The sequence below is a fragment of the Empedobacter brevis genome (assembly GCF_965118635.1).
Taxonomy (GTDB): domain Bacteria; phylum Bacteroidota; class Bacteroidia; order Flavobacteriales; family Weeksellaceae; genus Empedobacter; species Empedobacter brevis_A.
The window spans coordinates 242,541-263,077 of record NZ_CBCPHV010000005.1 but is presented as its reverse complement, the minus strand read 5'-3'; the positions used below and the strand labels follow the sequence as shown (position 1 = coordinate 263,077).

The window sequence follows — 20,537 nt, the reverse complement described above, 5'->3', positions numbered from 1 at the left end:
AAATTAATACCGAAGATTAACCTTGAACAAGTTAATTTTCAAAACAAACAACAAACACGAAGTGGACTTTTTCATTTCAAACAAAACAAAAAAACAAACAACGTTTTAACAACAAACAACGATGAGCTTAACAAAAAAAGACTTCATTTACGAAGGAAAAGCAAAACAAGTTTACTCAACAGAGGAAGCAGACAAAGTAATTGTTTATTACAAAGATGACGCAACTGCATTCAATGCACAAAAGCGAGGAACTGTTGAGGACAAAGGAGAAATGAATAATAAAATTTCGACTTTAATTTTCAACTATTTAATCGAGAAAGGAGTTAAAACTCACTTTATCGAGAAGTTGAATGATCGTGAACAATTGGTGAAAAAAGTTTCTATTATTCCAATTGAAATGGTTGTACGCAATTATGTTGCTGGGTCAATGGCTCAACGTTTAGGATTAGAAGAAGGAGCACAATCTCCTGTTACAATTTTCGATATCTGTTACAAAAAAGATGAATTAGGAGATCCATTAATCAACGATCATCACGCAGTATTATTAGGAGCTGCAACGTATGATGAGTTAGATGAAATGTATACTCAAACCGAAGTAATTAATGAAGCATTGAAAGAATTATTCTTAAAAGCTGGATTAATTTTAGCCGATTTCAAAATCGAATTTGGTAAAGATGTTGATGGAAATATAATTTTAGCTGACGAAATCTCTCCAGATACATGTCGTCTGTGGGATGTAGAAACAGGTAAAAAATTAGATAAAGATCGTTTTCGTCGTGATTTAGGTGATGTTTCAGAAGCTTATCACGAAGTATATAATCGTTTGACAGAAGTTTTAAAATAAACATTTTTTTCATTCTATAATGATTGATAAAAAATTACATAAAAGCCAATTAAAAGCTGAATATTTATCGAATTTCTACCAAAGAAATTTATTGAAAAAATATGCAGCCGATACGCTAGATAGTGTAAATGAAGAATGTGGTGTTTTTGGTGTATATTCTCCAAATAATATCAATACATATTCTATTGCACAGTTTGGTTTATTTGCGCTTCAGCACCGTGGACAGGAAGCTTGTGGTGTTTCTTTCTTGAAAGATGGAAACATCAAAACGGTGAAAAAAACTGGTTTGGTATTAGACGTTTTCAAAACAATGGAAACCGAAATTGAAGAATACCAAGGAAATGCTGCGATAGGACATACACGCTACACAACTGCTGGAGGTGGAAGTCGTCGTAACATTCAACCACTTTACACATACAATATTTATGGAAAACCTCATTTCTCTATTGCACACAACGGAAATTTAATCGAAGTTGAAGCATTGAGAGCAGAATTAGAAGCTGAAGGTTTACCATTTTTAGCGACTTCGGATACAGAGGTTTTATTGCGTTCAATTCAAAAATATTCGCATTTAGATATTGTAGAAGCTATTCAGAAAGGAACTGAAAAAGTGAAAGGTGCTTATTCAGTTTTGCTATTAGCAAATAACCAAATGGCAGCTTTTCGAGATCCAAACGGAATTCGTCCTTTGTGTTTAGGTAAACTAGATGATGCCTATGTTTTCTGTTCAGAAACATGTGCATTAGATGCTGTTGGAGCAGAATTTATCCGAGATGTAGAACCAGGAGAATTGATTGTTGTAAATGAAGAAGGATTGAAATCATATTCATTAAATCAACCAACTCATCGAAATATTTGTGCATTCGAGTACATTTATTTTGCTCGTCCTGATTCAAATATTGAAGGAAATGAAATCTATGATCTACGCGTAGAATCTGGTCGTAAATTATACGAACAATCTCCTGTAGATGCAGATGTTGTAATTGGTGTTCCAGATTCTGGAATTCCATCTGCAATTGGTTATTCAGAAGCTTCAGGAATTCCTTATGAACCAATTTTGATTAAAAATCGTTATATGTCACGTTCGTTTATCGTGCCTTCGCAAGAAATGCGTGAGCGTGTCGTAAATCTAAAATTGAATCCAATTAAAAACAAAATCAAAGGAAAACGTTTGGTTGTTTTAGATGATTCAATTGTACGTGGAACAACATCAAAATTATTAATCAAAATCTTAAAAGAAGCGGGAGCAAAAGAAATTCATTTTCGTTCTGCTTCGCCTCCAATTATTGCACCTTGTTATTTAGGGATTGATATGCCTTCTAAAGCAGATTTAATTTCAGGAAACAAGTCAATCAAGGAAGTTGAAGAATATTTGAATGTAGATTCATTAGATTTCTTAACAGTTGATAATCTAGTTGATTTATTAGGAAGTAAACAACATTGTTTTGGATGTTTCACAGAAAAATATCCCGTAAATTATTCTAATGAAGAATGTAAAGAAGTAAAATCTTTGCATATAGATTAAATTACTAATTATGAATGATGAATTATGGCGAATATTTTGAAAGAAAAATCTTTTGATTTAGCTTTAAACATCATTCAGTTATCAAAAGATTTACAAAACAAAAATGAATATGTTTTAAGTAAGCAACTTTTGAGAAGCGGAACAGCTGTTGGTGCATTAGTTAGAGAATCTCAGAATGCTGAAAGTTCTAAAGATTTTATACACAAATTATCAATTGCTCAAAAAGAATGTGATGAAACACTTTATTGGTTAGAATTACTATTTAAAAGTAATTATCTTGAAGAAAAATTATTTTATAAAATATATTCTGATTGTATAGAAGTTTTAAAATTATTAAAAAGCATTATTCTCACAAGTAAACAAAAACTAAATTCATAATTCATCATTATCAAATCATAATTAAAAATGAGCAATACATATAAACAAGCCGGAGTAGATAAAGAAGAAGGTTATCAAACGGTATCGAAAATAAAAGATGCAGTTGCAGCAACACATAATGCAAATGTGTTAAATGGAATTGGAAGTTTTGGTGCATTTTATCAATTAGGTGGATACAAAAATCCAGTATTGGTATCAGGTACAGATGGTGTAGGAACTAAACTACGTGTCGCTTTAGATTCTAAAGTTTACGATACAGTTGGTATCGATTGTTTTGCAATGTGTGCAAATGACATATTATGTCACGGAGCAAAACCATTATTTTTTTTAGATTATTTAGCTTGTGGAAAATTAGATTCTGATATCGCAGCAGAAATTGTTGGTGGAATTGCACAAGCGTGTAAAGAAACAGGAACAGCTTTAATTGGTGGAGAAACTGCAGAAATGCCAGGAATGTACCAAATTGGAGATTATGATGTTGCAGGATTTTGTGTTGGAGTAGTAGAACGTGATGAAATTATTGATGGATCAAAAATAAAAGCTGGACAAGCAATTATAGCTTTGCCTTCAAGTGGATTTCATTCAAATGGTTTCTCTTTAGTTCGTAAAGTTTTCCCAGATTTTAACGAAGAATTTGAAGGTAAACCTTTATTTGAAACATTATTAGTTCCAACAAAATTATATCAAAACGATATTTTTAAAATCAAAGATGCTGGAATCGAAATGTCTGGAATTGCACATATTACAGGTGGTGGATTAATCGAGAATGTTCCTCGTATTATAAATGAAGGATTAACAGCTGTAATAGAAAAAAATAAAATAAATGTTCCAACAGTTATGCAAGAATTAGCAAAACGCGGAGGAATTGCAGAAGACGAAATGTTCGGAACATTTAACATGGGCGTAGGAATGGTTGTCATCGTTGACCAAACTGATGCTGAAAAAGTATTGAATATTATTGATGGAAGTGCAGTGATTGGAGAAATTCAAGAAGGCGCAGACAAAATTATATTGAAATAGTAGATTAAATAGTTTAAAAAGTCGGATAAGTTAATTCTTATCCGGCTTTTTTATTTTTAGGGATTATTTATTTTTGATTAATAAACTTCCGTTAATTTTCTCTCCGTTATTTAATTCGATAATATACCAATATGTGTCTGATGGCAATGATTTAAGTTGGTATTTACCATTCCATTCAATTGGTTGTTGAGATGCTGTAGCTTCAAAAACAATTCTTCCTAATCGATTAAAAACACGAACATATTTTAATTCTTTTAGATAAGATAAATTCCATACATCATTTATTCCATCGCCATTTGGAGTCATGATACTTGGTAAATCTTTATATAAATAAATTTGTCGAGTTTCGATACATCCGTTTTCTGATTTGAAATAGAATGTATATTCGCCTTGTTCTAATATGAAAGAAAAGTTTGAAGTATAATTAACTCCATCTAAACTCATTTTAGCATTAAAATCATTTAGAATGGTAAAATGTACTTGTTTTCCGTCGTATTTATAATCTACTTTTAATTCATTGAAATCTTTAATTTCGAATGTTTTGGTAACATGACAATTATTTGTTGTGACAGTAACTGAATATTTGCCAGAATTTAGAATATTGATAGAATTTGAACTTTCTCCTGTACTCCAAAGGACATTATCATAGTTTGCATCAAGTTGAACTTCCAATTCTGTATTTTTACATTTGTAGTAAATGTCTTGTAGGTTGATAATAGGATTAATATTTTCAACTAAAGGTATTTCAACGTAAGTTTTACATTTGTCTGTGGAAATATAAGTCGCATAAATTTTGTCAAGATTATGGCGGTTATTATAAACTCCTGTTATTGGATTAGAATTATTTTTAGCTTCTTCTAAGGTTTCAAAATAAATAATTTCAGTTGAACTAACATTTAGTGAAGTTGCAATTTCTAGAGTTTTTTCAGATAAATTAAATTGTCCAACAGTATTTTCGTTTTTACAAGTCTCAAAAGGAGTAGAGTTAACCACTGTATAATTTGATAGTTTGAAAAGAATTGTAGAATAATTAACGCATAAACCATTTTCTACTTTTACATAAATCAATTCATTATTCGAAATAGAAGTAGTTTCAACTTTATTTGTATAATTTGAATCTCGATAATATGTGATTGTAGTAGATTGTTCGTTATTAATTTCTGTGTTAAATTGATTTAAATTGATCTCAACAATTCCAGTTGAATTTACATCACATAGATTTTTAACAAGACGATTAGCGATAGGTTTAGGTTTTGTCTTTAAATGTATTTTGGTGAAAGCTGAACATCCAGAATTTAGTGTTGCTTTGATATAAACATATTCTAAAGATTGAATATTTTGATATGTTTCAGGAGAATTAATTGGTAAATTATTTTCTAATTTATCAAGAGATTCATAGTAATTAAAATTAACATTTTCTGTGATATTAAAATTTTGTTCAATAGAAGTTAAATTATAAATTTCATAATTATCACTTTCACAAACAGTAATATTTTGTTCTACGTTAAGAAAATTTTCAGCAGCTAGAACTTCTACTTCTTGAGTTTGTTCAGATTTATTACCAAATTTGTCAACATAAGTCCATAATACTTGATGAGTACCTGGAGTATTATATTCAACTTTATCAGTGCTAGCTTCTATTTCTACTCCACAAGATGTAATGGCTTTCGGTTTATCTAATTTTACAATACAATAATTTGTAATCTTTGGAAGATTATTCACAACTGGAGTGGGAGGTAAATTGAGATTTACTTCCTGTGCAATAATACTTATGTATCCAATGTTTGTTCCATCGTCAAATTTGCATGTGTACTGTCCAGGTATAGATGGTGAAAGTATTGATGATGTAGAAACTATATTTCCATCATAATCATACCAAATATAGTTATTAGCTCCACTTGCAGTGTAAGTTAAGGAATCTAAATAACAATCGTCACCAGATTTATCAATCTTAAAATTATTTGGTTTATTGTCTTCATATAGAGTAAGAGTTCCATTATAACCTGTTAATTTTCCATATTGATGTTCATAGATAGGTTTTGTTTGATAACCATTTGGTGTAGAAATCATGTAAGGAGATGCATTCCATCCGACTGCAATTATCTCATTTGTATTATAATTAAAATCAACTCCAACATATCTATTAAGATATGCTTTGTCTCCAGAAAGGAATCCCCAAATAGGGTTTCCTGCTGAATCAAATTTCATTAATAAGGCATTGTCATTCGTTATGTCTAGTGATCTATTTTCTATATTGGTTTGAAAATGATTACTTCCATAAGAAACCTTTGATTCATCGGTAGCATCACCAACTATAATAATTTCATTGTTATGTCCAATAACTATATCACTAATATATGATTTACCTTTTTCACCGATAAAAGTGCCAAAAATCTGTGTTCCATCAGAACTGAATTTTTTTAAGAAACCAGCTAATGAGGTACTTTCATAAACAGAGCTTGAGGTAAATGTTGGGGAATAAGAATTTCCAAAACTTACACTATTACGATCAATTGTTGCACCTACAATAATGATATCATTGTTATTATCAGTGATGATTTTTTCTATAGGTGTATAAATTTGTCCAATTTTTTTTTGTATCCAAATAGGGGTTAAATTTTTATCATATTTAGAAAGTTCTTTATCATATGCTAAAGAATTTGAACTTGAAGTGGAACGATTTTCAGTAATGATTATATTATGTTCATTATCAATTGTAAGTCCATCTATACTTCCATAACTTAAACTACTCCATATATAGTTACCGTTTAAATCAAATTTCACAATAAGCCCTTTACCTTCATTAAATTCTTGTGTTTTGATTATAGCATTTGACGAATGAACAAGATTAGAACTATGACTCGATCCTGCTATATAGAGTGTTTTATCGATAGGGTCAACTTTTAGTGCATTTATTCCTTCATTTAAATTACCTCCATAATAAGTTGACCATTGTCTTACACCATTTGTATTAAATTTAGCAATGAGAATATCATAATACTCATCTTTATTTACTTGATAAGCTCCAGGAGTTGCAAGTCCATTTCCAAAAGCATCAAAACCAACATAGATATTACCATCGTTATCAATATCCATTTCTTTGGCATATTCAGTATTACCACCAGATCCAAAATATGTAAACCAAATTCGCTCACTTTTTGTATTAAATTTAGCTATAAAAGGTTGATAAGTATTATTTAAAGCTATTGTTTGAAATGCTCCAGTAGTAGCAAGATTTCTTTGACTAGTTGTTCCGAAAATGTAAAATTCATTACCATGAAATTTAACTCTGTCGATTGACATAAAATGGTTGTCAGTTGGATAGCCGTTAAAGTAATATTTGCTTAAATAACTTCCCCATTTTCTTATTGGTAAAGGATCTATAACAACTTTTTTATTGATAATATTTTGATTTGTTTGTAGACCAATATTTCCATTTTGATGATAACAATACTCTACATTAATATTTTCAGATTTATTGTTATGTTCTATCCAACTATTAGGTAATGATTCGACTAAATCACCAAATCTTAATTTTATATCTAATTGGTTTGCTTTTAATTTTTCTTTAGCACCTTTAATATCAAATTGGATGTCATTGATTTTTGAGCCAGGATGCAAAATAAAATTATATTCAAAAGGTTTATTAGAATCAGGATTTACATAAAATTCTAAGTCAATGTTTTGGTAAAAATTTTTATAAATTATTTTTTGATAAAAATTAATAACAAAATCTTTGTTTTGATGAATATAATTTTCGAAGTAATCTATTCGGTTGTTTCGAATAATTTTATAGTTTGGATTAATATTCTTGAATCTAAATTCAATACGATGTGTTTTTAAGACATTATTTTCATTTTCGTAAAAATCATAATTAAAACCTACTTTATTAAGATTAACATTAAATCCATCAAGTTTTAAAGTATATAAAACAGATGTATTTTGTTTATTATTTTGATTAACAATTTGTCCAATATTTTTTTCGAAACCTAATGTGTTAGCGAGTGAAAAGATTGATAGTAGAGATAATAGAATAAATGCGTATAAGTGTTTCATTCAAAATATTTATTGTTTCAAAACTAGTATTTATTTTTCGTAATAAATACTAGTTTTCGTCTTAATATAATCTTCGTATCTTTGTTTTTATTCAAAAATTTCAAATTTCCTCATAAGTTATGCAACAATCAAAGGCTTTAGCAATTCTAAAATCTGGTCGAAATGTATTTTTAACAGGTTCTGCAGGTGCCGGAAAAACTTATGTTTTAAATCAATACATTACCTATCTCAAACAACATGGTATTCCTGTTGCTATCACAGCTTCTACTGGGATTGCAGCAACGCACATGAATGGGCAAACCATACATTCTTGGGCAGGAATCGGGATTAAAGATTATGTTTCAGATCGCTATTTAGCTTCGCTTCGCGATAAGAAATATTTTCGTGATAAAATGGATAAAGTAAAAGTCTTGATTATTGATGAAATCTCGATGTTACATCGAAATCAGTTGGATGCAGTTGATTATGTTTTGAAATTTTTTAAACAAAATGATGAACCTTTTGGAGGAGTTCAAGTCATCTTTTCGGGCGATTTTTTTCAGTTGCCACCAATCGGAGAAGAATGGGAAGAATCGAAAGATAAGTTTTGTTTTATGTCCGATGCTTGGGTACAATCGAAAGTACATATTTGTTATTTAACAGAGCAATATCGTCAAACCAATAATGCATTAAATGATATTCTGAATGAAATTCGTTCAGGGAATATTACACAAAAAACAGTCGATTTATTAGAATCTCGAATTGAATATTTTCCTGATGAAATAGATTCTCAAACACGTTTGTATACACATAATATGGATGTCGATCGAATCAACAAAGGACAATTAATTAATATCGATTCTTCTTCCAAAACATTTGAAGCAAAAGTTGCAGGAAATCCAGCTTTGATAGAAGTTTTGAAAAAATCCGTTTTAGCAGAAGAAGTCTTAGAACTTAAAATTGGAGCAAAAGTAATGTTTGTTCGTAATAATTTTGAAGTTGGTTTTGTAAATGGAACACTTGGAAATGTTTCGGGTTATACAGAAAAAGACGAACCAATTATCAAAACGTTGGATGGAGAATTTCATGTAGCCAAACCAGAAACATGGGCAATTGAAGACGAAAGCGGAAAAGCATTAGCTTCGTTTACACAAGTTCCGTTGCGCTTAGCTTGGGCAATTACGATTCACAAATCACAAGGAATGACGTTAGATTCTGCTTTTATTGATTTGTCAAAAGCATTCGAAAAAGGACAAGGCTATGTTGCACTTTCACGTTTACGCGATTTAAACTCGTTGATGTTACATGGATTAAATCAAACTGCTCTAGAAATTGATTCTCTAGCAATGAAGGCAGACAGACGTTTTCAAGTTCTATCAAACGAAGTAGATGCATTATTAGACGAAAAAGAATTACAAAATTCTTGGGCTGCTTTTATTCGATATTCCGGTGGAACATTAGATAAAAAGCAAATTGCGAAGAATATAGAAAAGAATAAAACAAAAGAAAAAGGTCAAAAGAAATCAACTTACGAAATAACTTTAGAATATGTAAAAGAAGGATTGTCTTTAGAAGAAATTGCCGAAAAAAGAGGTTTAACATCTTCAGCAATCGTTGATCATATTGGTAAAATAAAAGAGATTGAACCAGATTTGGATTATACTAAGTTTAAACCTTCGGATAAGATTTTAGAAAAAGTTCGTTTTGCATATAGCGAAATCGACTTTGAAGAAAATAAAATTTTAAAACCAATCTATGATTATTTCAATGGTGAAATTGGTTACGAAGACATTAAAAAAGCGTTACTTTTTATAGATTAAATTATATTTTGTCAGTTATAAAAGTTAAATAACTGACAAAATTGGTAAAATTCTTCGAAAGGAATAATTGTTGTTATGAAATAAGTATTAAAAATGAACGCTTTTCAAAAGCATCCATAATTTACAATTTATGTCAATAGAAAACAACAATGTAGTTTCAGTTAACTACTCATTACATACCATTGAACCGAATGGTGAAAAAGTATTTGTAGAACAATCAAATGCAGAAGAGCCATTAACATTCTTAGTTGGAGCAGGAATGATGATTCCTAAATTCGAAGAAGAATTAAAAGGATTAAAAGTTGGTGATAAAAAATCATTCATAATTACACCAGCAGAAGGTTACGGTGAAAGAGTAGAAGAAGCTGTTGCTAAATTACCTTTAGATATGTTCAAAGAATCAGGATTACCACCAGTTGGAGCACTTTTACCATTAACTGACGATGCAGGAAACCAATTCCGTGCTTCAGTTGTAGAAGTAACAGACGATGCTGTAATTGCAGATTTAAATCCGCCAATGGCAGGAAAAACATTAGAATTTGATGTTGAGGTTTTAAATGTACGTCCAGCTACAGAAACAGAAATTGCTCATGGGCATGCTCATGGAATTGATGGAAATCAAGAAGACTAAAAAAATATTTAAAAAGGCTATTTCATTTGAAATAGCCTTTCTTGTTTTTAATTGTGAATAAATCATTAATAAATAGATTAAATCCAAGTTATATTTTTCGGCTAGCTTCAACTAAAATCTTATCTTTGTAAAACAAACAAGATTACTTACAAACAAACATGAAAATAGCTGTATTTGTTTCCGGAGGCGGAACAAATCTTCAAAATATTATTGATGCAGTTGAAGACGGAACTTTACCAAATGTCGAAATTTCGATGGTAATGGCAGACCGCGACTGTTATGCAATAGAACGATCGTTGGATAAAGATATCCGAACGTATGTCTTAGACCGAAAAACTTTTTCGGAAGATGCCGAACATAATTTAGAAGATGAAGATATCGACTTAATTGTTTTAGCAGGTTTTTTAACCATATTATCACCAGAATTTACCTCGAAATGGGGCTCTAAAATGATTAATATTCATCCATCCTTATTACCAAAATTTGGTGGAAAAGGAATGTATGGTTCAAAAGTTCACAAAGCAGTTTTAGAAGCTGGTGAAAAAACATCAGGAGCAACTGTACATTATGTAACAGCAGGTGTAGACGAAGGACAAATTATTTGTCAAGGAACATTTGATGTCGAAGAAGGAGACGAAATAGCAGATTTACAGCGTAAAGTTGCTGACGTAGAAGGAGAAATCTACATCAAGGCAATTAAGCAAATAAGCGAAGCATAAATATAGAATGCCTCAATGTCTTGTACATTGAGGTTTTTCATTTCCAATAAATATAGTAAACAAACAATAAACTTTAAAAACTAAAACACAATGCAAAAACAAGCGCTAATCAGTGTTTCGGACAAGTCAAACTTGTTAGAATTTGCAAAATTCTTGATTGAACAAGATTACAAAATCTTATCAACTGGAGGAACATACAAACATTTACAAGAAAATGGAATAGAAGTTACAGAAGTAAAAGATGTAACTGGTTTTCCAGAAATTTTAGATGGTCGCGTAAAATCTTTACATCCTGCTATTCATGGTGGTATTATGGCTCGCCGTTCAGACGAAAATCACATGGCAACAATTGCAGAACATGGAATTAATCCGATTGATATTGTAATTGTAAACCTTTATCCATTTTTCGAAAAAATGAATACAGGTCTTTCAGAAGCCGAAATGATTGAGTTTATTGATATCGGTGGTCCATCAATGTTACGTTCATCTGCAAAGAATTTTTACGATGTAACTGTTGTAACAGATGTAAATGATTATGAAGTTATAATGAATGAAATTCGTGAGAATGGATCAACTTCTATCGAAACACGTAAATTATGTGCAGGTAAAGTATTCAATTTAACTTCTGCTTACGATGCCGCAATTTCTACTTATCTTTTAGATCAAGATTTTCCTCAATTTTTAGAATCTTCTTATGAAAAGGTAATGGATTTGCGTTATGGAGAAAATCCTCATCAAAAAGCAGCTTATTATGTTGATAAAACGAAAAATGGAGCAATGAAAGATTTCGAATATTTGCAAGGAAAAGAACTTTCTTTCAATAATATTCGTGATATGGATTTAGCTTATAAAGTAGTTTCAGAATTCGAAGAAATAGCTTGTTGCGCAGTAAAACATTCAACTCCTTGTGGAGTAGCAATTGGAGATTCAACATTAATAGCTTACGAAAAAGCATATGAATGTGATCCAATGTCAATTTTTGGAGGAATTATTGCTTTTAATAGAGAAGTTGATGGAAAAACAGCTGTTGAACTAAATAAAATTTTCTTAGAAATAGTTATTGCACCTTCATTTACAGAAGAAGCTTTAGAGATTTTTAAACAAAAGAAAAATTTACGTATTATCAAAGTGAAAAATCCAGTTTCGGACAAAGTAACTTATGTAAAAGTTGATGGTGGATTAATTGTTCAATCTACAGATAATCAATTTTCAAAAGATCTTAAAGTTGTAACAGAAGCTCAACCAACAGAACGTCAAATGACAGATTTAGTATTTGCTCAAAAAATTGTAAAATGGGTAAAATCTAATGCAATTGTTGTTGCGACAAATGGACAAGCTTATGGAATAGGTGGTGGACAAACCAATCGTATATGGGCAGCTCAACAAGCAGTTGCACGTGCAAAAGAGAAAGTAGAAGAGGATTTAGTTTTAGCATCTGATGCATTTTTCCCTTTCCGTGATGTAGCAGATTTTGCAGCAGAAAATGGAATTAAAGCAATTATTCAGCCAGGAGGTTCTATCAAAGATCAAGATTCTATTGATGCATGCAATGAACGAGGAATTCCTATGGTTTTCACAGGAATGAGACATTTTATGCATTAATAATTAAAAACAAAAACAAATGACAAAAATATTAATAATAGGTTCTGGAGGACGCGAACATGCTATTGGATGGAAGTTTTCAGAAGATTTTAAGAAAAAGGAACAAGATTTAGAACTATTTTTTATTCCAGGAAATGCTGGAACAGCTCAAATCGGAACAAATGTTTCAATTTCTTCGATTGAAGAAATGAAAGATTTTGCGAAAGAAAATCAAATCGATTTAACTTTTGTTGGTCCAGAAGCAGAATTATCAGAAGGAATTGTTGATATTTTTCAGAAAGAAAATTTGAATGTTTTCGGACCGCATAAATCCGCAGCACAATTAGAAGCTTCAAAAGCTTTTGCGAAAGATTTTATGAATAAATATGGTGTGAAAACAGCAAAATATAAGAATTTTCAAGGACCAATGTTGGCGATTGATTATTTAAAAGAACAAGAATATCCTATTGTTGTGAAAGCGTCTGGTTTAGCTGCAGGAAAAGGAGTTATTATTTGCCAAGATTTTGATGAAGCGAAACAAGCTGTATTAGAAATTATGGAGGATAAAACTTTTGGAGATGCAGGAAACGAAGTCGTTATTGAAGAATATTTAGAAGGTTTTGAAGCATCTATTTTATCTTTTTTCAATGGAAAGAAAATTGTTCCATTTGTATCTGCAAAAGATCATAAGAAAATTGGAGAAGGAGAAACTGGATTAAATACAGGTGGAATGGGAGTTATAGCTCCAAATCCATTGTTTACTGAAGAACATTTCAGAATGTTCCAAGAAGAAATTATGGAACCTACAAAATGTGGTTTAATCAAGGAAGGATTAGAATTTGCAGGAGTTATTTTCTTCGGATTGATGATTACTACGAAGGGTGTTTATTTGTTAGAATATAACCTAAGAATGGGAGATCCAGAAACGCAAACAACTTTGCCATTGTTAGAAAACGATTTGGCTGATGTTGTAAATAAAGCAATAAAAGGAGAAGATTTCGATTTGAATTTCAAAAAACAGCATGCTTGTTGCGTCGTAATGGTTTCAGGAGGATATCCAGGAAATTATGAAAAAGGTTTTGAGATTCGTGGATTAGAAAATGTAACTTGTCCCAACTTTATTGCTGGAGCTAAATTAACAGGAGATGAAATAGTAACTTCTGGTGGTCGTGTAATCAATATCGTTGGATTAGGAAATACATTAGAAGAAGCTCGTGAAACGGCTTATGAAAATATTAAGAAAGTACATTTCGATTACGAATATTATCGTAAAGACATTGGAATTATTCAATAAAAGGTTTAGCTTATATCATAAAAAAATCGGTTCGAAATGAACCGATTTTTTTTATTTATTCCGAAAATTGGATATGATAAACATCGCTTTTATTTCGGATAATTTTTCGATATTCAAATCCTCCAGCTTGTGGTATAATTTCTATAAAATCGAATGATTTACAACTCTTCGGTAAACCATTAAAAATTAAAGTGAAATTTATAGAAGAACCTTCTTCTATATACGTCCAATTTGGATACATCGTTATTCCATCAGCAAAAACTAATTGAGAACGTTTCCCTGACTGATTATCAATAATGAAAGTTGAAGGCCAAATACGCGCAGCATTTGCATACTCGTCAGCTATCATACAACAATGTATAATTACTTGACTTTCTTCCTCAATATTAGTTAAAAGCTCAGAATCAATGAAAATTTTTTCTTCAAGAATAGATGACATTATTTTACAATTTTTTTGATGTACAATTCTTCTACTTTCTTACGCGCCCAATCGGTTTTTCGAAGAAATTTTAAAGAAGATTTCAAACTAGGATTATCATTAAAACATTTGATGTTAATTTGATTTCCCAAACCTTCCCAACCACCATAATAAATGACCAATTCTTCAATAATATCGTCTAAACGTTTTCCATGTAATGGATTATTTTTTTGACTTTCCATTTTGCAAATTTACGAAAAATGTTTTGGTGAATTTAAGTGAAATAAATTTCAAACGATCATTCATATATTTCATTGAAGAAGTATTGTCTTTTTTTTTTGAATTAATTTCAGTTTGTAATTGGTTTAGAATGAAAAAATATTTTATATATAATGATGAATAATCATAAGAAATTTATTTATTTTTAAGTAAAATATTAAAAAGTTTCAATAGATTAAAAACTATAAGCCGTATTGTCAGTTTTGATAAAATTGGAACCGATTTTGATAAAATTAAAACACAAACTTGTAAATTACTATGGCTTTTATAGATTACTATACAACATTAGGTCTGCAAAAGACCGCATCAAAAGATGAAATAAAAAAAGCTTATCGAAAATTGGCGCGTAAGTATCATCCCGATCTTAACCCAAATAACGAAGAAGCTGCACAAAAATTTAAACAATTAAACGAAGCAAACGAAGTGTTGAGCGATCCAGAAAAACGTAAAAAATACGATAAGTATGGAGAAAACTGGCAACATGGAGAAGAATACGAAAAAGCTCGCCAACAACAGCAACAATATCAATACAGTAACAGTGATTTTGATGGAGCTGAAGGTTTTGGAGATTTTGATGGTTATTCTGATTTTTTTAGTTCAATGTTTGGACGTGAAGGAAGAAGTAGATCAACTGGTTACAAAGGACAAGATGTAAATGCCAGTTTGACACTAAACTTGACAGATACGTTGGCTTCTCATAAGCAAACTTTTGCTGTGAATGGTAAAAATATTCGTATTACAATTCCTGCTGGAGTAGAAGATGGACAAACAATTAAGATAAAAGGTCACGGTGGAAAAGGTTATAACAATGGTCCAAATGGAGATTTGTATATTACTTTTCATGTCGTAAATAATACATCATTTCAGGTAAATGGAGCAGATTTGTCTAAAACTGTTGAGGTCGATTTATATGACGCAATTTTAGGTGGAGAAACAATGATTGACACACTTTCAGGGAAAGTGAAAGTTCCGATAAAAGAAGGAACAGAGAATAATAAAAAGGTAAAATTAAAAGGAAAAGGTTTACCAATTTATAAGAAAGATGATCAGTTTGGAGATTTATACGTAACATTTTCTATAAAAACTCCAACTAATTTATCAGAAGAAGAGAAAGAATTATTCGAGAAATTACGTTCAATTAAAAAAGCTTAAAACCATGAAAAATGTAACGATATCAGTTGTTCAGTTTAGCAAATATCATGAGATTGAACCTCAATTTGTAATTGATTTATACAAAAATGATTTGGTTGTTTTACACGAACGTAACCAAGAATATTTTATCGAAGAAGATGATTTGAAATTAATCGAAAGATTTATAGAATTTCATTATACTTTAGGCGTTAATTTAGAAGGTTTAGAAGTAATTCATCATCTTTTAAAACAAATTGAAACGCTACAAAAGCAACGAAAATAAACGAAATCAAAACAACCTTTGTAGTTTAGTGCAAAGGTTGTCTTATTTTTGCATAAATATTTTTGTATGAATACTCCCGAAAAGAAGAGTAAATTAAAAAAATTACATTCGCGCAATCGTCATTTAGCGCCTTATAATTTCGAAAAATTGTGCGCGATTTATTCACCACTTTCCAAATATATCAAACCTAATAAAGAGAACGAACCAACAATTAATTTTTCGGATAGAGATGCTGTAAAAGCATTAAACAAAGCGTTGTTGAAAACGTATTACGATATTGATTATTGGGAATTACCAAAAGATAATTTGTGTCCGCCAATTCCTGGTCGTGCCGATTACATTCATTATGTTGCCGACATTTTAGACGAAAGTTTTGATGGTGTTATTCCACGAGGAAAAGACGTAAAAGTTTTGGATGTTGGTGTTGGAGCCAATTGTATTTATCCGATAATTGGAAATTATGAATATGATTGGAATTTTGTCGGAGCAGAATTAGATTATGCTTCTTTCAAAAATGCGGAAGAAATTGTAAAGAAAAATGCTCGACTTCGTAATAAAGTTGAGATTAGAATGCAATTTAATCCAAATAACATTTTTAAGAATATCATCAAACAAGGAGAAAAGTTTGATATTACGATTTGTAATCCACCATTTTTTAGATCAAATCAAGAAGTGATGGAACAAACAATGCGTAAACTGAAAAATTTAGGTCAAAAATCAGATCAAAAACCAATTCAAAATTTTGGTGGAAATAATTCAGAGCTTTGGTGTAGAGGAGGAGAACGTTTATTTATCACAAAAATGATAAAAGAAAGTACTGATTACAAACACCAAGTAAAATGGTTTACAACATTAGTTTCTAGAAAAGAGAATGTTCGTATTTTAGAAGGAATTTTAAAACGCGAAAAAGTAAGAGATTATCGAATTGTAAATATGCAACAAGGAAATAAAATTTCTCGTTTATTGGTTTGGAGATTTTAACTGACTTAATAATAGTTGATTAACAATTTAAAATTATTCTAAATTTTTTAAGGTATTCTATTCGGTTTAATATTTGTTTTAACTTCTGCAACAAACTTATTACAGATGAAAACAAGTAGAATAATGACTTCTTTGGGAGTTTTAGCGTTGATGTTTAGTATTTTTTCATTTACAAATTCTCGCCAAATTGACACAGGGAAATCGATTTCGAATTCGGAATGGAAAAACCTAAAAGTATTACCACAAAATATATCAGAAGATAGCCTGAAAGGTTTGATGAGTGGATATAATGAGGCATTAGGTGTAAAATGTAGTTATTGTCATGCAGTAAATCCAGAAACTAAAAAGATGGATTTTGCAAGCGATGCAAAGAAAGAAAAAGAAATTGCACGTTATATGATAAAGATGACTCGTGATATAAATGCAAAAAATTTCAATTGGGAAAACGCAAAAAATCCAGAAATGATTAATGTTGTAACATGTACGATGTGCCACAGAGGAAACGAAAGTCCTACAAAATCATTGAAGGAATTGAAAGACGAAACTGAAGTGAAAAGTGTTTCTGAAGTAACTAAGCCATTGAAAGAGGCAACGAAGAAATCAAAATAAGATTATAAAATAGAATAAAAAAAGGTCGCTCATTGAGCGACCTTTTTGTTTATTTAGAAATTTCGGATTTATTCGATATTAGCGACCAAATAATTGTGATTAGTAAAACGCCACCAATTATAGAAAGAGAAACTGTTGATTCGAAATGATAGAAAGGCATGATAATCATTTTTATTCCGATAAAGCTCAAAATAATTGCTAAACCATAATGTAGTTTATTGAATTTATCCATTGAGTTTGCCAATAAGAAATACAATGAACGTAAGCCTAAAATTGCAAAAATATTAGAAGAATAAAGAATAAAAGGATCGTCTGGAGCAACAGCAAAAATAGCAGGAATGCTATCTACAGCAAAAACTAAATCTGTTACTTCAATTACCATTAAAGCGACAAAAAGCGGTGTAGCCATTCTTATTCCGTTTTGAATGCTAAAGAACTTATCGCCATCAAAGTTTGGTGTGACTTTGAAAAATTTATGTACCAATTTAACACCGAAATTTTGAGATAAATCTTGATTTTCATCTTCATCACTTGATTTCCATGATTTTATTCCAGCAACAATTAAAAAGAATCCAAAAAGCGTTAATACAACATTTGGTCTGAAGAATTGCTTGGCTTCAAAGTTTGCATGTGTGGCATCTTCACCAAGATTAAAATGCCAATCTCCAATAGAAAAAGCTGGTAAATAAGTCATTTTAATTAATTCAACTCCTGCAAAAATAAAGATTGCTCTAAAGAAAAGTGCTCCTAAAATACCCCAAAAAAGTACTTTGTGTTGATATTCTTTCGGAATTTTGAAGAAACCAAAAACAAGTATAAACACAAACAAATTATCAACAGATAAAGCTTTTTCTATCCAATAGGCAGCTTGGAATTGTGAAAATTTATTTAATGCAAATGCATGTCCATCAGCTTGTTTGAATACGAAATAAATTACTCCACTAAAAACCATTGCTAAGGAGATCCAAACGATTGTCCAAGTAAGTGCTTCTTTATTCGAAACAGCATGCGCATTTTTATTAAAAACACCTAAATCCAACAGCAACATAATAATTACTGCGACTCCAAAAACAGCTATTAGTCCAGGATGATTTAGCATACTATCCTGTACAACACTGAAAATACTCATATAATTTTATTTAATTTGACAATTTACTATAAATTTACCAATCCTAACAGTTAAGCCTATTAAAAAATGTCTCTACAAAAGAAAAAACATACAAAATTAATTTATTCTGGAATGAAAAAAATAATATCATACATATTCTTAATAATTATTTTACCTATTGCCTCTAAAGCACAACAAATTTCTCCATTGTATAAAGATTCTATCCAAATGAAATGGGTTGATGAAAAGTACAATTCAATGTCTTTAGAAGAGAAAGTTGGTCAGTTATTTATAGTTGCAGCTTACTCAAATAGAGATGCAGCACATGAAAATGAAATTTTAAAATTAATTCAAGAAGAACACATCGGTGGTTTGATTTTTATGCAAGATCAAGCAGCTCATCAAATAGAATTGACAAATAAATTTCAATCAATTTCTAAAATTCCATTGTTGATTGGAATGGATGCAGAATGGGGATTAGCAATGCGATTAAAAGGAGTGGAACGTTTTCCTTGGAATATGACACTTGGAGCTTTGCGCGAGAATAAATTAGTATATCAAGTTGGGAAACAAATTGGTTTACAAGCAAACAGAGTTGGAGTTCAGTTCAATTTTTCACCATCGATTGATGTTAATGTAAATCCGAATAATCCAATTATTGGAAATCGTTCTTTTGGTTCAAATCCAAATCGTGTAGCAGAAAAAGGAATTGCTTACATGGAAGGAATGCGTGAGCAAAATGTTTTGTCTTCAGCAAAACACTTTCCTGGACATGGAAATACAGACCAAGATTCGCACAAAGTTTTGCCTTTAATTCCAGATAATAAATTAGATTTAGAAAAATATCATATTGCACCTTTTAAAAAAATGATTGAAGCTGGTGTACAATCAATAATGGTTGCGCATCTTAATGTTCCGGCTTTGGAGCCAGATCCAAAAATTCCATCTACTTTATCTAAAAAAATCATTACAGATTATTTGAAAGGAGAATTACAGTTCAAAGGAATTGTGATTACAGATGCATTGAATATGGATGGTGTTGCAAAAATGTTTCCTCCTGGAGATGTTGATTATAGAGCATTTATAGCAGGAAATGATATTTTATTATTTTCACAAAATGTACATGTTGGTAAACAAAAAATAATTGATGCGATAAACAAAGGTCAAATTTCTGAAGCACGTTTAGAAGAAAGTGTAAAGAAAATCTTGATGGCGAAATATATCACAGGTTTGAATGAAGTTAAAACATTAAATCCGGTAAATGTTTTAGAAGATTTAAACTCTGCTGAAAATTTGGCTCTTACAACTAAGATTTTCGAGAAAGCTTCGACAGTTGTAAAGAATGAACACAAAGTTTTACCAATTAAAAAATTGAATCAAAAAATCGCATTCGTTCCACTTGAACAAACTGATTATGAGCAATTTTTGACACATTTACAAAAATATACAAATGTAGAATTGGTGAAAATTACAAATCCAAATCAAGTCAATTTATTGAATGATTATGATGTAATTATTTCGGGTGCATTTTTATCGAATGAAACGGTTTATAAACCATATAAATTATCAGAAAATTCAAAAGCAATTTTAAAAGCATTACCAAAAAACAAAAAGAAAATCTTTTCATTATTTACAAGCCCTTATGGTTTGAAAGATTTAGATTTATCAAATATAGATGCTGTTACAATTCATTATCAAAATACCAAAGATGCGCAAATAGCAGCGGCACAAGTTATTTTTGGCGCAATTGATGTTGACGGAATTTTACCTGTAGATATTAATGAAAATTTGAAAGAGGGAAAAGGAATTGAAATAAAACAGATCAAACGTTTGGGATTTACTTCTCCTGAAAATGTGAATTTAGGAAAAAAAAACTTTTAG

The 20,537-nt window shown here is 30.4% G+C and carries 18 protein-coding genes; 14 read left to right on the top strand and 4 right to left on the bottom strand.

Going from position 1 to position 20,537, the window contains the following annotated elements; all coding sequences use genetic code 11:
- Positions 1 to 121: 121 nt before the first annotated feature.
- From purC to purM, 4 genes are read left to right on the top strand one after another with little or no spacing between them, the layout of a single operon-like run.
- Positions 122 to 844: a phosphoribosylaminoimidazolesuccinocarboxamide synthase gene (purC, locus tag ACMHJW_RS09170; RefSeq protein WP_413533108.1), complete on the top strand. Its 723-nt coding sequence runs from the start codon at positions 122 to 124 to the stop codon at positions 842 to 844.
- A 19-nt stretch (positions 845 to 863) separates the two neighbouring features.
- A complete protein-coding gene (purF, locus tag ACMHJW_RS09165; RefSeq protein ID WP_413533107.1) occupies positions 864 to 2,369 on the top strand; it encodes an amidophosphoribosyltransferase in 1,506 nt (501 codons plus the stop codon).
- 24 nt (positions 2,370 to 2,393) lie between these two features.
- Positions 2,394 to 2,747 (top strand): four helix bundle protein, encoded by a 354-nt coding sequence (locus ACMHJW_RS09160; protein ID WP_413533106.1) that lies wholly within the window; start codon positions 2,394 to 2,396, stop codon positions 2,745 to 2,747.
- A 27-nt stretch (positions 2,748 to 2,774) separates the two neighbouring features.
- Complete coding sequence (gene purM / locus ACMHJW_RS09155; RefSeq protein WP_413533105.1) at positions 2,775 to 3,767, top strand: phosphoribosylformylglycinamidine cyclo-ligase; 993 nt, start codon at positions 2,775 to 2,777, stop codon at positions 3,765 to 3,767.
- A 63-nt stretch (positions 3,768 to 3,830) separates the two neighbouring features.
- Here purM and ACMHJW_RS09150 read toward each other — a convergent pair whose 3' ends face one another.
- Positions 3,831 to 7,823, bottom strand: a complete 3,993-nt coding sequence (locus ACMHJW_RS09150) for a T9SS type B sorting domain-containing protein (RefSeq protein ID WP_413533104.1) — start codon at positions 7,821 to 7,823, stop codon at positions 3,831 to 3,833.
- A 119-nt stretch (positions 7,824 to 7,942) separates the two neighbouring features.
- Here ACMHJW_RS09150 and ACMHJW_RS09145 point away from each other — a divergent pair, with 119 nt between their 5' ends.
- From ACMHJW_RS09145 to purD, 5 genes are all read left to right on the top strand, one after another.
- Positions 7,943 to 9,622, top strand: a complete 1,680-nt coding sequence (locus ACMHJW_RS09145) for an AAA family ATPase (protein WP_413533103.1) — start codon at positions 7,943 to 7,945, stop codon at positions 9,620 to 9,622.
- Positions 9,623 to 9,752: 130 nt separating this feature from the next.
- A complete protein-coding gene (locus tag ACMHJW_RS09140; protein WP_413533102.1) occupies positions 9,753 to 10,253 on the top strand; it encodes an FKBP-type peptidyl-prolyl cis-trans isomerase in 501 nt (166 codons plus the stop codon).
- A 158-nt stretch (positions 10,254 to 10,411) separates the two neighbouring features.
- Positions 10,412 to 10,972 carry a phosphoribosylglycinamide formyltransferase gene (gene purN, locus ACMHJW_RS09135; protein ID WP_413533101.1) on the top strand — a complete coding sequence of 187 codons (561 nt, stop codon included), beginning with the start codon at positions 10,412 to 10,414 and terminating at the stop codon, positions 10,970 to 10,972.
- Between the two features lie 90 nt (positions 10,973 to 11,062).
- Positions 11,063 to 12,574, top strand: coding sequence for a bifunctional phosphoribosylaminoimidazolecarboxamide formyltransferase/IMP cyclohydrolase (gene purH / locus ACMHJW_RS09130; protein WP_413533100.1), 1,512 nt, complete (start codon positions 11,063 to 11,065; stop codon positions 12,572 to 12,574).
- A 19-nt stretch (positions 12,575 to 12,593) separates the two neighbouring features.
- Positions 12,594 to 13,847, top strand: a complete 1,254-nt coding sequence (gene purD / locus ACMHJW_RS09125) for a phosphoribosylamine--glycine ligase (RefSeq protein ID WP_413533099.1) — start codon at positions 12,594 to 12,596, stop codon at positions 13,845 to 13,847.
- 55 nt (positions 13,848 to 13,902) lie between these two features.
- On the opposite strand, the gene ACMHJW_RS09120 is transcribed toward purD, so the two are convergent.
- Together ACMHJW_RS09120 and ACMHJW_RS09115 are read right to left on the bottom strand one after the other, a co-directional pair.
- A complete protein-coding gene (locus ACMHJW_RS09120) occupies positions 13,903 to 14,286 on the bottom strand; it encodes a hypothetical protein (protein ID WP_413533098.1) in 384 nt (127 codons plus the stop codon).
- Positions 14,286 to 14,507 (bottom strand): VF530 family DNA-binding protein, encoded by a 222-nt coding sequence (locus ACMHJW_RS09115; protein WP_413533097.1) that lies wholly within the window; start codon positions 14,505 to 14,507, stop codon positions 14,286 to 14,288. The genes ACMHJW_RS09120 and ACMHJW_RS09115 overlap by 1 nt, the downstream gene beginning before the upstream one ends.
- Positions 14,508 to 14,802: 295 nt before the next feature.
- Here ACMHJW_RS09115 and ACMHJW_RS09110 point away from each other — a divergent pair, with 295 nt between their 5' ends.
- The 4 genes from ACMHJW_RS09110 to ACMHJW_RS09095 all read left to right on the top strand — a co-directional run bounded on the left by ACMHJW_RS09110 (position 14,803) and on the right by ACMHJW_RS09095 (position 17,548).
- Positions 14,803 to 15,696, top strand: a complete 894-nt coding sequence (locus tag ACMHJW_RS09110; RefSeq protein ID WP_413533096.1) for a DnaJ C-terminal domain-containing protein — start codon at positions 14,803 to 14,805, stop codon at positions 15,694 to 15,696.
- A gap of 4 nt (positions 15,697 to 15,700) precedes the next feature.
- On the top strand, positions 15,701 to 15,958 hold the full coding sequence (locus ACMHJW_RS09105; RefSeq protein ID WP_413533095.1) for a chaperone modulator CbpM: 258 nt from the start codon (positions 15,701 to 15,703) through the stop codon (positions 15,956 to 15,958).
- A 66-nt stretch (positions 15,959 to 16,024) separates the two neighbouring features.
- A complete protein-coding gene (gene rlmF, locus ACMHJW_RS09100; RefSeq protein ID WP_413533094.1) occupies positions 16,025 to 16,939 on the top strand; it encodes a 23S rRNA (adenine(1618)-N(6))-methyltransferase RlmF in 915 nt (304 codons plus the stop codon).
- A 105-nt stretch (positions 16,940 to 17,044) separates the two neighbouring features.
- Complete coding sequence (locus tag ACMHJW_RS09095; RefSeq protein WP_413533093.1) at positions 17,045 to 17,548, top strand: c-type cytochrome; 504 nt, start codon at positions 17,045 to 17,047, stop codon at positions 17,546 to 17,548.
- A 49-nt stretch (positions 17,549 to 17,597) separates the two neighbouring features.
- Here ACMHJW_RS09095 and ACMHJW_RS09090 read toward each other — a convergent pair whose 3' ends face one another.
- On the bottom strand, positions 17,598 to 18,677 hold the full coding sequence (locus ACMHJW_RS09090) for a TerC family protein (protein WP_413533092.1): 1,080 nt from the start codon (positions 18,675 to 18,677) through the stop codon (positions 17,598 to 17,600).
- 111 nt (positions 18,678 to 18,788) lie between these two features.
- On the opposite strand from ACMHJW_RS09090, the gene ACMHJW_RS09085 reads away from it, so the two are divergent.
- Entirely contained in the window at positions 18,789 to 20,537 is a 1,749-nt protein-coding gene (locus ACMHJW_RS09085; RefSeq protein WP_413533091.1) for a glycoside hydrolase family 3 protein, read from the top strand.